14 protein-coding genes are annotated in these 14,980 nt (G+C 68.7%); 3 read left to right on the forward strand and 11 right to left on the reverse strand.

The window, feature by feature from the left end:
- Window positions 1–72: 72 nt before the first annotated feature.
- From JOE57_RS03865 to JOE57_RS03890, 6 genes are all read right to left on the reverse strand, one after another.
- A complete protein-coding gene (locus JOE57_RS03865; protein WP_204916479.1) occupies window positions 73–978 on the reverse strand; it encodes an NAD-dependent epimerase/dehydratase family protein in 906 nt (301 codons plus the stop codon).
- Between the two features lie 105 nt (window positions 979–1,083).
- Window positions 1,084–1,944: an SDR family oxidoreductase gene (locus tag JOE57_RS03870; protein ID WP_204916480.1), complete on the reverse strand. Its 861-nt coding sequence runs from the start codon at window positions 1,942–1,944 to the stop codon at window positions 1,084–1,086.
- 89 nt (window positions 1,945–2,033) lie between these two features.
- Window positions 2,034–3,215: a glycosyltransferase gene (locus JOE57_RS03875; protein WP_338041392.1), complete on the reverse strand. Its 1,182-nt coding sequence runs from the start codon at window positions 3,213–3,215 to the stop codon at window positions 2,034–2,036.
- A 5-nt stretch (window positions 3,216–3,220) separates the two neighbouring features.
- Window positions 3,221–4,216, reverse strand: coding sequence for a hypothetical protein (locus JOE57_RS03880; RefSeq protein WP_204916482.1), 996 nt, complete (start codon window positions 4,214–4,216; stop codon window positions 3,221–3,223).
- A 109-nt stretch (window positions 4,217–4,325) separates the two neighbouring features.
- On the reverse strand, window positions 4,326–5,405 hold the full coding sequence (locus JOE57_RS03885; protein WP_204916483.1) for a glycosyltransferase: 1,080 nt from the start codon (window positions 5,403–5,405) through the stop codon (window positions 4,326–4,328).
- Between the two features lie 13 nt (window positions 5,406–5,418).
- Window positions 5,419–6,351, reverse strand: a complete 933-nt coding sequence (locus JOE57_RS03890; protein WP_204916484.1) for an alpha/beta fold hydrolase — start codon at window positions 6,349–6,351, stop codon at window positions 5,419–5,421.
- 99 nt (window positions 6,352–6,450) lie between these two features.
- On the opposite strand from JOE57_RS03890, the gene JOE57_RS19115 reads away from it, so the two are divergent.
- Window positions 6,451–7,272 (forward strand): response regulator, encoded by an 822-nt coding sequence (locus tag JOE57_RS19115; RefSeq protein ID WP_204916485.1) that lies wholly within the window; start codon window positions 6,451–6,453, stop codon window positions 7,270–7,272.
- A gap of 404 nt (window positions 7,273–7,676) precedes the next feature.
- Here JOE57_RS19115 and JOE57_RS03900 read toward each other — a convergent pair whose 3' ends face one another.
- Genes JOE57_RS03900 through JOE57_RS03910 form a run of 3 tightly spaced genes read right to left on the reverse strand, consistent with a single transcriptional unit; the run spans window position 7,677 to window position 11,037 of the window.
- Window positions 7,677–8,846, reverse strand: coding sequence for a GGDEF domain-containing protein (locus tag JOE57_RS03900; protein WP_204916486.1), 1,170 nt, complete (start codon window positions 8,844–8,846; stop codon window positions 7,677–7,679).
- Window positions 8,839–10,608 (reverse strand): sensor histidine kinase, encoded by a 1,770-nt coding sequence (locus JOE57_RS03905; RefSeq protein WP_204916487.1) that lies wholly within the window; start codon window positions 10,606–10,608, stop codon window positions 8,839–8,841. Before JOE57_RS03905 ends, JOE57_RS03900 begins: the two co-directional genes overlap by 8 nt.
- Before the next feature lie 36 nt (window positions 10,609–10,644).
- Window positions 10,645–11,037: a hypothetical protein gene (locus JOE57_RS03910; RefSeq protein WP_204916488.1), complete on the reverse strand. Its 393-nt coding sequence runs from the start codon at window positions 11,035–11,037 to the stop codon at window positions 10,645–10,647.
- A 106-nt stretch (window positions 11,038–11,143) separates the two neighbouring features.
- Here JOE57_RS03910 and ispF point away from each other — a divergent pair, with 106 nt between their 5' ends.
- On the forward strand, window positions 11,144–11,647 hold the full coding sequence (ispF, locus tag JOE57_RS03915; RefSeq protein ID WP_204916489.1) for a 2-C-methyl-D-erythritol 2,4-cyclodiphosphate synthase: 504 nt from the start codon (window positions 11,144–11,146) through the stop codon (window positions 11,645–11,647).
- 81 nt (window positions 11,648–11,728) lie between these two features.
- Here the strand turns inward: ispF and JOE57_RS03920 are convergent, their stop codons facing one another.
- Window positions 11,729–12,028: a Dabb family protein gene (locus JOE57_RS03920; RefSeq protein WP_204916490.1), complete on the reverse strand. Its 300-nt coding sequence runs from the start codon at window positions 12,026–12,028 to the stop codon at window positions 11,729–11,731.
- Between the two features lie 95 nt (window positions 12,029–12,123).
- Here JOE57_RS03920 and JOE57_RS03925 point away from each other — a divergent pair, with 95 nt between their 5' ends.
- Window positions 12,124–13,044 (forward strand): N-acetylglucosamine kinase, encoded by a 921-nt coding sequence (locus JOE57_RS03925; protein WP_204916491.1) that lies wholly within the window; start codon window positions 12,124–12,126, stop codon window positions 13,042–13,044.
- Between the two features lies 1 nt (window position 13,045).
- Here the strand turns inward: JOE57_RS03925 and JOE57_RS03930 are convergent, their stop codons facing one another.
- Window positions 13,046–14,941, reverse strand: a complete 1,896-nt coding sequence (locus tag JOE57_RS03930; protein WP_204916492.1) for a beta-N-acetylglucosaminidase domain-containing protein — start codon at window positions 14,939–14,941, stop codon at window positions 13,046–13,048.
- Window positions 14,942–14,980: the final 39 nt, after the last annotated feature.

Below are 14,980 nucleotides of genomic sequence, written 5' to 3' on the forward strand. Positions count from 1 at the left end.
CCTTGCATCTAGGGGGTCAGAGCATCTAGGGGGTCAGAGCATCTAGGGGGTCGCACGGCCCGTCGGACGGGCTCAGGCCAGGTGCGGTGGCAACGGCATCTCGGCCACCTCGATCTCGTGTTCGGCACGGAACCCGAGCAGTGCCCGGACAGCGCTCAGGTCGATCGGTACCTCGCGGCCGATGAACGCCTTCGTCTTGGGCGTGTCAGCGGCGAACGCGTTCAGCAGGTCCGCGGTGGGATAGGGGACGCAGGTGCTGTCGGCGGCGATGAACAGCCGGTGAGCCCCGGTGAACTCGGCGGTGATCCCGAGCGCCAGGGCCCGCGCCGCATCCCTGCTGTCCAGGTAGGACCAGCCCTCCCGCACGCCGACGGCCGGGTCTGCGGTCAGCCGCTCGCTGTGCTGACGGATGGCGTCCGCGTCGTTGACGTACGGGAAGCGCAGCGAGACCACATCGATCCCCCAGTGCCGCCAGGCCATCCGCGCCGTCTGCTCGTCGTTGTACTTCGACAGCGAATACCAGTCGTCGATGTCGACCGGGATGTCGGAGTCGAGCGGGTAGTAGGCCGGGGTGACCTCATGGTGGTTCATCGGCACGCCGTAGGCGTTGATGCTGCTGGCCACCACGGCACGGCGGATGCCGGCGGCACCCGCCTGGGCCAGGACGTTGAAGGTGGACACCACGTTGGTGGTGTAGACGTTGTAGGGCGTGTCGATGTCCCTGTGCGCCAATGCGGCCAGGTGCACCACCGCCTCGACCTCCTGCAGGGCGTCGGCGACGTCAGCCTCGGACCTGGTGTCGCCCACCAGCACCCGCTCAGCCTCGAGCGCGGGCTCCTCGTTGGCCGACAGGGCCGTCACCCGGGCGCCGCAGTCGTTCAACAGCGCAGTGGTGACCCTGCCGATCCGACCGCTCGCCCCGGTCACCAGGACCCTCGTGCCTGCCAGGCCCTCCCCGGCGCCGATCCCACCCGACATCTGCCACTCCCAGCGGTCCGCTCCATCACGATCAGCGGCCAACCTATCGGCTGACCGTCGACCTCGGCGATGAGGCTCGGTGCAACGGCCACCGGAGGTCGACGGTCAGCTGTGCAGGACGTCGCCGAGCTGGGTGAGCTCGATGCCGGGCAGGGGTGGCTGCCGGATCACACTCGGCAGCTCGTCCATCGCCAGCGCCGCCCGGGCCTGCCGGGCCAGCATCGGTCTGATCCGCCCGGTCGCCAGGGCCATCACCCTCAGCAGTCCGCGAGGGACGCGGCGCGGCGATCCGGGCCACTGGTGGGCAGCCATCACGGCAGCGGCAAGCCGGCGCAGCGTGAACGTCTCCGGTCCGGTGATCTCGAGGATGCGGCCACGCAGCGACGGGTCCTGGACGACGCGGCTCACGACCTCGGCGACATCCTTGACCGAGACGAAGGCAATCGGGTTGTCGCCGCGGCCGAAGACCTGCGGCCGCTTGGATCGGCCGGCCGTCTGCTCCAGCAGCCCCGCCCACGTCTCCATGAAGGCCTCCGAGCGGACGATGGTCCAGCCGATGCTCGCGTGCCGCAGCCGTTGCTCGGCGGCGTACTTCATCCGGTGCAGCTCCATCGGGCTGTCGGCAGCCGCTCCGGTGACCGACAGCAGCACCAGGTCGGCACCGATCTTCTCGGCCGCCTCGATCAGCGAGATGTTGCCGCCACGGTCGACAGTCTCGGGCGAGTTGCCGTCGGTGCCGCTGAAACCGTGCACCATCGACACGACCGTCCGGGCGCCTGCCAGGACCTGATCCACTTCCGTACGGTCACGAACGTCCGCGAGCCGCCACTCGACCCGGGGATGATCGTCCCGCCAGCGCTCGGTGGGGGGATGGCGGGCGACCACCCTGAGCGGGATGCCGGAGGGTTCGAGCCTGGACAGCACCTGCTCCCCGAGCCGTCCGGTACCGCCGATGAGAACGATCAAGGCGCCCCCACATCCTTGGTCGACGCAGCAACCTGCATCTAGTCGGAGTGTGAACCCGGCCCAACAGCTCCGTCAAGGTGCCGGGCCGGTCAGGCCGCCTCTTCCTCGTCCTCGTCGACAGCGACCTCCCGGCGGCCGGCCACCCGGTTGTAGATCTCCTCGAAGCTGTCCAGGGTTGCGCTGAGGGCATGCTCAGCGACGATCGCGCGGCTCGCCTCACCCATCCGACGCCGCCGCTGCGGGTCGCTCAGCAGGTCCGACAAGCGGCCGGTCAGATCCTCGACGTCACCTGGCGCGAACAACCAGCCGTTCCTGCCGTGGTGGACCAGATGGGGCAGGGCCATCGCGTCGGCGGCGACCACCGGCTTGCCTGCCGACATCGCCTCCAGCGTCACCAGGCTCTGCAGCTCGGCCACCCCCGGCATGCAGAAGACGGCGCAGCGTCCGTAGGCCGCCAGGAGCTGTGCATCCGACACGAAGCCGTGGAAGTGGACCCTGTCCTCGACGCCCAGTCGCGCGGCCAGCGCGCGCAGCACGGACCGTTCCTCCCCGTCGCCGATGATCTCCAGACTGGCTGACAGGTCTGACGGCAGCTGGGCGAACGCCCGGATCAGCTGGTCGACGTGCTTCTCCTGGTCCAACCGACCGACGAACAGCACGGACGGGCCGTCGCCGGTGCCTGCGAGCTGGCTGGCCTGCCAGTAGCGATCCGAGTCGATCCCGCAGGAGACGGCACGAGCACCGCGGATGTTGGTGTTGGCCTCCAGCAGCTCGACGGCACGGGGCGTCGGCGCGGTCACCAGGTCCGCGCGCCCGAAGACCCGGTTCAGGTCCCACCAGACCCAGCTGGAGACGAGCCGTCGGGTCAGCGCGCGAGGCAGTGGCACGTAGCCGAACACGTTCTCCGGCATGAAGTGGTTGGTGGCGACCAGTGGCACGTCGTGGGACCTGGCTGCCGCGGCGAGGGCGCGGCCGAGCAGGATATGGCACTGGAGATGGGCCACGTCGGGCCGGAGGTCGGTCAGCAGTCTGTTGACCTGCAGCTTCGCGTCCCACGGCATGCAGACCCGGAACGACTCCGCCCAGGGATAGCGGTAGGAACGGATCCGGTGCTCGATCACCCCGTCGACCGACTCCACGCGGCCAGGACCCCTGTCGGACGCGCACACCACATGGACCTCATGGCCCCGCTCGGTCAGTCCGAGCGCCAGCCGGCGGCTGAACTGGGCCGACCCATTGACGTCCGGCGCATACGTGTCAACCCCCAACACGACTCTCAAGACCGCTCCTTCTCCAAGATCTGTCCTGCGGCCACCGGTTGTCGACGCTGGGTCGGTGTCACGGGCACCGGCTGTGGCCGCAGCGCAGCATCGGGATGATGCTTCGCCAAGGTGATGACCCCCACCGTAGCGAGAACGGCGCAGGCGGCCATCGCCAGTCCGGTGCCCAGTCCGATGAAGGCACCCTCACCCAGCAGGACGATGCCGAAGACCACGGCGACCAACGGGTCGATCACGGTCAGGCAGGCCAGCACCACCTCCGGCGGGCCGGAGGCGTAGGCCTGCTGGACGGACCAGGCCCCGACGCACATCGCCACCACCATGCCGATCGCGATGGCGATCACCAGCGGGTTGAGCAGGTTCGCCAGGTTCCAGTTCACCACCTGCGCCCCGGTGCGCATCAGAGCCGACCCCAGGCCGAAGCTCATCGCCCCGGCACAGGCGCCCGCGATGCAGCGGAGCCAGAGCGGGGCGCGGACGGCGACAGCCCACAGGATGACCACAGCGACAGCGACGATCACCCCGGCGCCGACCAGTTTCTCCTCCGACACGGGCTGAATGGCCGCCTGCCCGGTCGCGAACCAGACGAAGGTGGCGATGCTGACCACGCTCAGCGCCACTCCGATGCCCATCCCGCGGGTGGGCTGCAGAGCGGAGTGTCGGGTCGACAGGAGCACGGCAACCGGCACCGCCAGCACGCCGATCGGCTGCACGATGGTGACGGGCGCCAGGATCAGCGCCGTCACATGCACCAGCGTCCCGAGCCCGATCAGCCCGAGCCCGATCAGCCAGCGGGGGGTACGGATCAGCTCACGTATCGCGGGCAGGTCCAGTCGGCGGGGGCGACCTGAGCTCTCGGCCGTATCGACCGCCCTGCCCACCTCTCGATGCTGGAGCACAGCCGCAGTCGCGAAGCACAACGCGCCCAGCACTGCGAGCGAGATCGCCATCGCAGTGCTCAGCCAGGGTGCTAGGGCGGCGAACACGGGCACACCCTCACTCTCTCACCGACGGCCAAACTCCGCAGCCCGGACATACCCTGAAACTCCCCGGGTTCAGCGTGAGTTCATCCGGCCGCCATCCCGGCTCTGCGTCGCGTCGTCAGCCGTCCTCGCCACCCAGGCGCCGGCACAGGTCGAGCAGCGTCTGGGCCGAGCGGTGCCAGGAGTACCGTCCGGCCTGGGCCAAGGCGGCCGTTGACCGGCGGTTCCACTCCGTGGCATCCTCCAGACCTCGGATGGCAGCGGCGAAGGTGGCGGGGTCGTCCGGGTCGGCGAAGACCGCCGCCGGACCGCCGATCTCGCGGAAGATCTCGATGTCGCTCACCACCACCGGTGTGCCGTGCGCCATCGCCTCGACCAGGGGGATCCCGAACCCCTCGTCCCGGGAGGCGCTGACCAGCGCCTGGGCGCCGGCGAGCGTCCGGTGGTACGTCTCGTCGGTGGCGCCGTCATGGAAGACCAGGTCGGCGTCGGGCGGCGCCAACCCCTGCAGCCTGGACCGGTCCGCGTCGCTGACCCGACTCATCAGATGCAGCCGGTAACCGGGTAGCAGCCGCAGCGCCGTGACCAGGGTCTCGACGTTCTTGTAGGTCATGAAGGTGCCCATATAGACCAGCGAGCGGGCCCGGGAGCGGTCGGGGGAGGGCTGCCCCGCCGCAGGTGACAGTTCAGCCGCGTTCGGGACCACTGTCACCGGACGGCGGGTGAGCTGGTGTTCGCTGAGCAGCCGCCGGGTGGTCTCGGACACGGCCACCACGGCATCGGCCCGGTTGAGCAGCAGCCGTTGCGGCCACCAGGTCAGGTGGTAGAGGCGCCAGATCAGCCGCAGCCAGGCGGCGAACTCCGGCGGCGGTGCCGGGTGCCGGTAGTAGATGAGGTCGTGCACGGTCAGGACCAGTCGGTAGCGTCGGCCGAACGAGCCCATGGTCTGCATCGGGGTGAACACCACATCGGGCTGCAGCCGGTTGACCTGCCGGGCGACCAGCGGCTCGAGCGGGCTGGTGGGGGCCGAGACCAGCTGGTACGGCAGCTCGGGCAGCATCTCCAACTGCCGCAGGTCGCTGACCAGCATGGTTACCGGATTCAGCTGCCCCAGCTCGGTGACGATGCCTGCTGTGTAGCGGCTGATCCCGTCGTGCCGACCCAGGCGGATATAACGGCAGTCGACGACGATCTTCACCTCACACCCGTCCTCATCCAGATCCGTCCGGGGACGGCGGTGCCGGGTTGTCGGCGTGACGTTGAGGACCGGTGAAGGCGAGGATCGCCGCGGCAGCCCGCTCGGGTGCCTCGTAGTGGATCAGGTGCCCGACCCGCGGGATCATGATCAGCTCGGCGTTCGGAAAGAGGGAGACGAGATGGTACTGGGCCGCCGGTGCTGTGACGTCGTCTCGGTCCGCGCCGATCAACAGCACCGGAACGGGGATGGTCGATGCGTACTGGCTGACGTCGGTGCCGGTCGCGGCACGGAAGGCCTCCAGCACCACCTGCCGATTGGCGAACCTGCTGAAGTACCGATGGTGCTGGTCATGGATCCACCGGCGTCGCTCGCGGTCTGGTGTCTTGGCCATCACCATGCTCAGCCCCCGGACGATGCCCCGATTGGCCAACAACCCGAGACCGAGCCGCTCCGGCAACGCCGCACCCAACCGGTAGTAGCCGGCGGTGAGGCGGGTCAGGACGCCCCGGGGTCCGGCCAAGGCCGGCGCCGCGATCGGGTTGACCATGATCGCGCGGTGGGCGGCCAGTCCGCGGCTCAGCGCGGCAGCGACGACGACCGAGCCGAAGGAGTGCCCGAGCAGGATGGTCCGGCCGCCGGGCGTCACCTGTGCCACGAAGTCGACCAGCCAGCCGGCGTAGCCGTCCACGTCGTGACGACGATCGGTGAACGGCGACGACTCGCCGAAACCGGGAAGGTCCGGCGCGATGACCTGACGTCCGGCCAGCTGCGCCACGATCGGCTCCAGCCCGTGATGATCACCCCGGAAGCCGTGTACGACCACTAGCGGCGGCTTTGCCGTCTGCTCGCCGTAGACCCAGTACGCCGTCGCGCTGCCGGCGACCCTCGACACTCGGCGCCGTCCGCCCAGAGCGTCCAGCGCTGCCGCGTACGGCGAGGTGATCATGTCGCTGAAGTCTAGAGAACGCGACCAACCCCGCACCCTGAGCCTGCGGCCGTGCCCTGAGCCGGTCGAAGGGGTTGCCAGCCTCGATAGCCTACGCATGTGGACACGGTGGGGCGGGTGGCGGTGATCATCGAGGACGATGCCGACATCCGCAACCTGCTGGAGGCGGTGCTCACCCAGGCCGGCTTCGAGGTCCACGCCGTCGGAACCGGCCCCGACGGCGTCGAGGCCGTACGTCGCTATCGCCCGATCGTGACCACGCTGGACATCAGTCTGCCGGGCATCGACGGCTTCGAGGTGGCCCGGCAGATCCGACGGTTCAGCCACACGTACCTCATCATGCTTTCGGCCAGGACCGAGGAGATCGACACCCTGATGGGCCTCGACTCCGGTGCCGATGACTATCTCACCAAGCCGTTCCGGCCGCGGGAGCTCAGAGCCAGGATCGAGGCCATGCTGCGGCGACCGCGCGGTGGGCTGCCCCCACCGGATCCGGCGCCGCGCCCCGACCCCCCCGATCCGGTCAGCACCACCTCCCCCACCCGCCCGACCGGCCGCGCCGAGAGCAGCGCCTCGGTACCGGAGGACGAGGGGTGGCTGACGCACAACGGGCTCCGGATCCATGCCGAGATGCGGCTGACGGAGCTGGACGGCAAACCGCTCGAGCTGACTCGGAGCGAGTTCGACCTGCTGCTGGCCATCGTGCAGGGACGGCGCCGAGTGGTGTCCAAGGAGGAACTGGCGTTGCTGCTGCGCGGTGAGCCCGGCAGCGGAGGCTATGTCAGTGACGCCGATCGCCGAACCGTCGAGGTTCATCTGGCCAACCTGCGGCGCAAGCTGAACGACCATGTCGTCTCGCCGCGCTATCTGCAGACCGTACGAGGTGTGGGCTACCGGCTGGCCATGCCCAGAGGTCAGTAGTACTCGACAACAGAGTGCGTGAAGAGGGCCTGAGCTAGCGGATGCGCACGGTAGGGCTGGTCGGTCCCGGCCATATGAACGAGACCAACCCTCCCCCCGAAATGGATCCCTTCCCCCGAATAGATCCAGTCGCTGACCACTCACCCACCGCTGACCCTTCCCCCGAAGCGGACCTTCGATGTTGGCGGTGAACCATCAGTGACAACTCCCGACCGCTACCTCCACCCCCGAGGCAGCCTTGTCAGACCTTCGGCCCTGACCGGGGACTGCTGTGAGTCCGCGTTCATGGCCACGAGAAGATATTGGCCGATCAATGTTAAGAGCCCATCGGCGTTGCAGGTCGTTATGCTCAAGATTTGCCAAAGAAAGCATCAGCCTTGCTCGCCTGCTGCGCCGTCAATCGCTTACAGCTCGGTCGCCGAGTCCCGGCCGGCGATCACGACAGCATTGCCACCCGCCATCTTGGCCGCCTCGACGGCACGCGTCCCCCTTCCGATCAGCCGCTCCACGTCGTACTCGGCGCTGGCCGACGAGGCCACGCCGAAGCTCGCCGTCATCCTCACCCGCGCATCGGAGGCCACCAACGGGCGCCCCTCCAGCAGGGTCCGCAGGTCCTCGGCATGGTGGGCCGCCTCCTCCTCGGTGGCGTCGACCAGCAGGAACGCGAACCTGTCCCCCGACTCCCGGCAGACCAGGCTTCCGGTCGGCAGCCGGTCACGGACCATGCTGACGAACCGCTGCAGGACCCGGTCCACATAGCTGCGCCCGACGGCGATGTTGGTATCGGTGGTGTGGTCGAGGTCGACCAGCACCATGGCGACCGAGGAGCCTTGCTCAGCCGCCTTCTCCAGCAGCGGCCGGGCGTGCATCCGGAAGGAGACCGGTGTCGCCGCCCCGGTGAGGACGTCCTGGGTGGAGCCGTGGAAAAGCGCGTGACGCGCCTCCTCGCCGCGGAGCGCGATCATGGACATGCCGGAGGTCATCACCAGCAGCATCACGACCACTGTGGTGATCTCGGTGCCGAAGTAGTGCTGGAAGATCCGGCTGTCGCGCCCGAGCACCAGGTAGACGCCCAGCCGGACGACGTAGTACATGCCACCGGCAAAGGTGCCGAGCGCCAGGATCCTGGCATTGGCGTAGGCCCGCATCGGCAGCCGCAGGGACTCGGCGCTGGTCAGCAGCGCAAAACAGGCGAGGGCGAGGAACATCACTTCGGCACCGGCCCAGGTGCCGTCCGCTGACCAGCGCACCAGCACCGCCAGGCCCGCCACCCCCGAGGCGAGCAGCGCCACCCAGAGCCGGTCGCTCCGGCCGCTGAACGCGCGGGAACCAGACCACAGGCTTGCGATCGCCAGCACCATGGCGAAGGTTCCCAACACGGTGGCTCCGAGGGCCAACGCGTTGACGGTGGTGCCGAGGAAGGCGAAACACGCCAATGGACCGGACAGGAAGGCGAGGCTCCAGATCCGGCTCACCTCGTCGAGTGGTCGGCTGAGCGAGTCCACAACGAACAGAACCGCCATCATGGTGACCACCAGTGACGAGGCGATCAGGATCGTCTGGAGATCAAGCATCAACGGCTCCGTCGGTTCTGGTGGTGGCCGCTGCGGGCCGCAGCGGGATCATCACGGTCACAGTGGTGCCGACATCAGGTTCACTGGAGACCTGGATGTCGCCCCCGTGCTGCCTCATGATCGCGCGCGAGATGTGCAGTCCGAGACCCGCCCCGTGGACCGACGTCCGGCGAGCCGACTCGTCACGGTAGAACCGGGTGAAGAGCCGCCCCTGACCTTCGGCCGAGATGCCGATGCCGTCGTCGGCGATGGTCAGCCGCACCAGTTGGGACGGACGTGCCGTGCCATCCTCCGGTCGGTGCTCATGAGCAGGGCCCTGGGACAGGGACACCCAGACGTGGCCGTTGGCGCGACCGTACTTCACCGCGTTGGACAGTACGTTGTCGATCACCTGGCGCATGCGCAAGCCGTCCGCGTTGACCTCGAGAGAAGAGGGCAGGCTGGCCAGGACCTCGATGCCGGCCTCTGACGCGCGCGGCTGGATCAGCCGGATGCTGTCCTGGATCAGGGGAACCAGGTCGATCTGCACCGGTGCGATTGACATCGGGGCATCGCCTTCGCGCGCGGCAGCCAACAGGTCCGAGACGATCTTGAGCAACCGATCGGCGTTGCTCGACGCCACGGCGACCATCTGCCGCGACTGGTCGGACAGCTCGGCGTGGTCCTGCAGCAGCTCCAGATAACCGACGATGGAGGTGAGCGGCGTACGCAGCTCGTGCGACACGGCGGCGATCAGCTCCTCCCGGGCCGCCAGTGCCTCCATCTCACGGGTGACGTCCAAGAAGGCCAGCACGGCGCCGGCCGGCTCACCGCGCTCGTCCCTGATCTGTCGTGCGGAGATGTCCAGTGCGGAGAGCTCCCCTTCGGTCACAGCCGAGTCGGCCCAGACCAGCGCATGGTCGAAGGACTCGCCGCGCCTGGCCCTCGACAGCGGGCTGTCCTCCTTGCTCAGCGGGGTGCTGCCGTCGCTCTCGAACATCGTGAGCTCGAGGTCGCGGTCGGTCGGTACCCGGCCGCCGAAGTCCCGGCCGAGCAGGCGCCGGTGCCTCCGGTTGACGATGGTCGGCTGGCCGTCCCGATCGAGGGCGACGATGCCGACAGGCATGGCGTTGAGAATGCCGTCGAGCATCAGCTGTTGCCGGTTGGACCGTTCGAGCGCCTTCTCCGTCAGCCTGCTCTGCTGCTCCAGCATCGCCTGGGTCGCCCCACCACGCCGGGAGATGAGGGCCAGTGCGACCCCCACCATGATGATCACCGCCGGCAGCAGGAAGAACCGTGACGGGTCGGCGAAGGGATCGGCACCCCCCAACGGCACCGCGCTCCAGATGGCCAGAATGGCGACCGAGGAGGAGACCAGGACCCCCGGCAGGAACCACTGCGCGGACATCCACACGGCCGGGATGATCATCAGGCTGCTCACCCGCACCCCACCCAGGCTGTCCTGCAGGAAGGGCACTGCCAGGATGTCCAGAATCGGAATGATCGCCACCGCCCAGTGCGGCAGCCTTGACCATCGCACCGCAAGAGCCATCGTGCTGGCCACCATCACCGTGGACATCGCCATGAAGACGCCACGAGCGCCCAGCGTCGCGGGAGTGAACAGCGCGACAGCGACCAGGATGAGGCCCAGCAGAGCGACGAACGGGAGCTGGTAGAGGAACGGCGACCTGCCGCGGCTCGAGTCGATGAGCGCCCGCGGCGGTGGCCGCCGGCGCTGGCTCGGGCCGGGTCGCCGCCACCACCTCCGCACTCTCACCACCATGGATCGCCAGCCTAGTGGACCAACGTCAGCGCGGGCTCAGTTGGGACGCTCCCCGGGCAGCAGCTCCTGCAGCTCCCTGGCGGCGGCCACCACCTCGTCCTGGAGGGGGCCGATCCACTCCATGCCAGCAGGGATCTCGCCGGAGAACACCGGTCGAATCTCGAAACAGAGATCCAGCAGGCTCTCCCGGCTCGGAACGCTCCGTCGCTGCGTCATCGCCTCTCCGGCCAGCCGGCCATACTCGGCGATCCGTCCCTTCCAGCCTGGGTTGGAGAGCTGCGTCGGGTCCTCGCTCATCGCGTCGACCAGGGCGTCCAGCGCCTTCTCCAGCCGGCCGAGCTGGGCCTTGCGGCGTTCGACGTCCAGCGTGATCGGCAGGTCCTCGCCCGACTCCTCGTCCTTGCCGAACAACCTCTTCAGAAAGTTCACCGCGCCTCCTCTGGATTTCTCACCGTTAAGAGACGATACCCAGTGCCACGGTGATCATCTGCGCGCGTTGGTCGCGTACCATCGCCAGAAACAGGCGGGAGCGGCAGTGGGTAGCGGATCACATCGTGTCGGGCTCGGCCACGACCTGCACCGGCTGGAGCCCGGCGGGGCGCTGGTGCTGGGTGGGGTGCTGATCGATGCTCCGGTCGGCTTCGTCACGCACTCCGACGGGGACGTGCTCTGCCACGCCATTGTGGACGCGATGGCCGGCGCCCTGGCCGACGGGGACCTCGGGACCCATTTCCCCGAAGACGACCCGGAGGCCGAGGATGCCCGCAGCCTGGACTTCGTCAGCGAGCTGAACGCGACAGTGCGGGCTGCCGGCTATGTGGTCAGCTCGCTGGACAGCTTCATCGTGCTCGGGACGGTGCGGCTGCGTCCGCATCTGAACCAGATGAAAGCCAACATCGCGCTCGCTCTCGGCCTCGATCCGGCCCAGGTGTCGGTCAAGGCCCGGTCCAACGACGGAATCGGCCCCGAGGGTGAGGGGTCGGCCGCGAGCGCCAGCGCTGTCGTCCTGCTGGAGCAGCTGCCTGATCACGCGCCCTGAGCCTGTCGACGCGCCCTGAGCCTGTCGACGCGCCCTGAGCCTGTCGACGCGCCGGGAGCCTGTCGAAGGGCGGTCCGCCGATCAGCTGGTGGACAGCGGCACGAAGTCGAGCTCCTGGAAGGCGGCGACCTCAGGCTCCCATCGCCCCCGGACGAACGCGGTATGCACTGGGTGGTCGTTGTAGTGCTGGTAGGCCTGCTGGGTCCCGAACTCCATCGAGAAACAGAAGGTGAACTCGCTCTTCGGGCTCACTTGGCGCAGCTGCTCGAACTGCTGCACGCCAGGAATGTCGGCCAGCGCGCGTGCCGCCTCGAGAAAGTCGGCCTCTTCGGCGGAGCCGGCTGAGTGGTGGAGGGAGAACGCGACCGTGTGCCTGATCATGGAACCATCATCACCGACGCCGCACCCCGCAGCCCTGCGGACCCTCTTGGACACCGGCAGGCGACTCCATCGCCACCTGATGAGAAGGTTCAGCCATGATCGCCACAGAGCAGTCCACAGTCGACAACGCGGTGCTGGTCGGCATCGACGTCGGGGCCACCAAGACCCACGTCCGGGTGGTGGAGACACCGGCTGGCCACGAGCTGCTGGACCGTACCGTAACCACCAGCGGATGGCAGGGCCAGGACGCCGCCGCGCGAGGTAGGTATGTCAGCAGAGTGCTTTCGTCGCTGGGTCTCGGTGCGGGCACGATGGTGGCGCTGATGGTGGGAGCGCAGGGCGCTGACAGCGATCACCAGGCTCTGGCGCTGCAGCATGAGCTCGGTCGACTGGTCAGCTGCCCGGTGCTGGTCTTGAACGACGCGCATCTGTTGGGCCCAGCCGCCGGGCTGAGCTCGGCCATCGGCCTGGTCTGCGGTACCGGCTCGATCGCAGTCGGCCTGGATCGCGATGGGCACGGCCTCTATGCCGGCGGTCTGGGCTGGGCGCTTGGCGACGAGGGCGGGGGCGCCGGGCTGGTACGTGAGTCGGTCCGGCGGCTGCTGCGTCGCACCCACGAGGGCCGGACGGATCCGGTGTTGGACGCGGCTCTGTGTGAGGCCTCCGGAGTTGACGACGTGACTCTGCTGCCCGACCTGATGATCCGGCTGGCCGATCCGATCTGGCCGCAGTGGGCACCGGCTGTGGTGGCCGCCTTCGAGGCCGGTTCGCCGGTTGCCGCCGAGGTGATCCGCGACGCGGTGGACGAGCTGGTCCGGCTCGTCCGGCTGATCCGTGACCGGGGCTGTCAGGCAGACACGGTCGCGGCCGCCGGCAGCATCCTCCGGCAGGTGCCCGCCATCCGCGTTCCGGTGCAGCAGCGGGTGCTGGACGAGCTCGGCCTGCCGATGGTCTTCCCCACCGAGCCTCCGGTCCGAGGTGCGGTCGCCCTGGCGCGCCAGCTCGTCGCCGACTGACTCAGCCTCGGGCGAGGGTGGCGCGAGTGGTGCTGATGAAGGTGTCCAGCACACCGTCCCCGAGCTTGACGGGCACCGGTCCGTGCTGGCTCCAGGCGTTCTTGCTGGTGGTGACCTTGGCGGCCCGGGCCTCGCTCATCAGACGGCCGGCCTGGTCGGCGAGATGCTGGGCCCTCTCCCGCTGCCCGCTGCGTCGGGCTTCGACCGCATCCAGAACGGTGTCCAGTGCCCGCCCCCAGGTGCCCATCGCCTTCCGCCAGTCGCTGGTGTCGGAGAGGAACTGCTGGTCGCTGACGTGTGCCTCCATCAGAGCCGGGCCGGCCTCCATCAGGCGCGCATAGCCGCGGAGAGCCGACAGGTCGGCGTGGTCGAGGTCGGCACTGACCCGCGCGGTCAGAGCCTTCAGCCGTGGAGCCTGCGGCTGCCAGGTCCCGCCGCTGGTGGGGGCCAGGTGGCACAGGTCGCCGAGCACCAGCAGCGCCTCGGTGGTGTCCCGGTCCCCGCCGGCGAGCTGCTGGAAGGCCCATCGCCAGGTGCGTTGCGGGTGATAGCCGGTGTCGGTCCAGGCGTAGTCGGCCACGCCGGCAAGCGCGACCTTGCTGGCCGCCGCCTGGTTCATCGGGTTGGCCACGATGCCGACCAGTGATGCGGACAGGCCCGCCTGACGCCGGGCGTACGGGGCCAGCAGCAGCCTGCCGGCGCTGTTCGGGAAGTCGTTGACCGGATAGTTGTCCCACAGCAGGACCTTCCGGCCCCAGACCACGGATGCCTGCTCGGCTGCTGCCCGGGTGATCGACTTCGGGATCACTCCGACGCCGGTCCACATGATCACGATCCTCGGGTCGAGCCGGGAGCTCAGTGATCGCTTGTAGGCCGAGCTGCTGACACTGCCGTACTCGGTGGGCACCGTCAGCAGCGGGCGGCTGCCCGGATGGGTGTCGATGAAGCGGCGCTGGATGACGTTCAGCAGTTCGGCTTGCGCTCTGCCACCGCTGCCGGACCCCGGCGTTCCGTACCGGCTCGCATCGGCGTCGCAGTGCCAGCGGGTGTAGTCGATATCGTCCAGCGCGATGGCGAAGGAGCGCACCCCCAGGTCGTACATGGTCTGCAGCTTGGCGAACAGTGTCGATCGGTCGGTGCCGCTGGAGAAACACATCGACAGACCCGGTGACAGGGCGAACGTGAAGTGCACGTGGTTGTCTGCGGCCCGCTGCACCAGCTGCCTCAGCTCGGCGAGCCTCGCGTGAGGATAGGGCTCGCGCCACCGGCTCCGATGGTAGGGATCGTCCTTGGGTGCGTAGATGTAGGTGTTCAGCTTGACGCTGCCGTAGTAGTCAAGCTGGTCGAGTCGTTCCGCCTGCGACCAGGGCGAGCCGTAGAAACCCTCGACCACGCCGCGCACCGGGAGATCCGGGTAGTCGGTGATCATGAGCTGCGGAACCGTCAGGCGGCCGTTGTCGGGGGTGAGCAGCTGGCTCAGGGTGCGGACGCCGTAGAACTGCCCGGCGCCATCCACACCGCCGATCACGATCAGGTCCTCGGCGATGGAGAGCAGATAGCCCTCGCTCCTGCTGAGGTCGGCGTCTGCCGGGAGCTCGTGGCGGAGACTCGAGATCGGGCCCAGCAGGATGGTGGTGCCCGAGGCCCTGGCCCGGCCGCGCTGCTCGGTGACGGAGATGGAGTGCGAACGAAGTGCGCTGCGCAGCAGCCTGAGTGCTGCCGGGTCGGTCTGTGAGGTGACGCCGATGGTCACGCCGGTATCCAGGACCACCGGAGGTCCTGCGATGTCCATCGCCTTCGGGTTGGGCACCAACAGCGGCCGGCTGGCATTCGGGGCGGTCCGCCACGGCTGGAGCAGGACGAGCACCAGGGCCCCGACGACTATCAGGGCCGCCACCGCCAGTGCGCCTCGCCTCACGGCTACAGGACGTTCGAC

Origin of the sequence: Microlunatus panaciterrae, assembly GCF_016907535.1 — a bacterium.
GTDB lineage: Bacteria > Actinomycetota > Actinomycetes > Propionibacteriales > Propionibacteriaceae > Microlunatus > Microlunatus panaciterrae.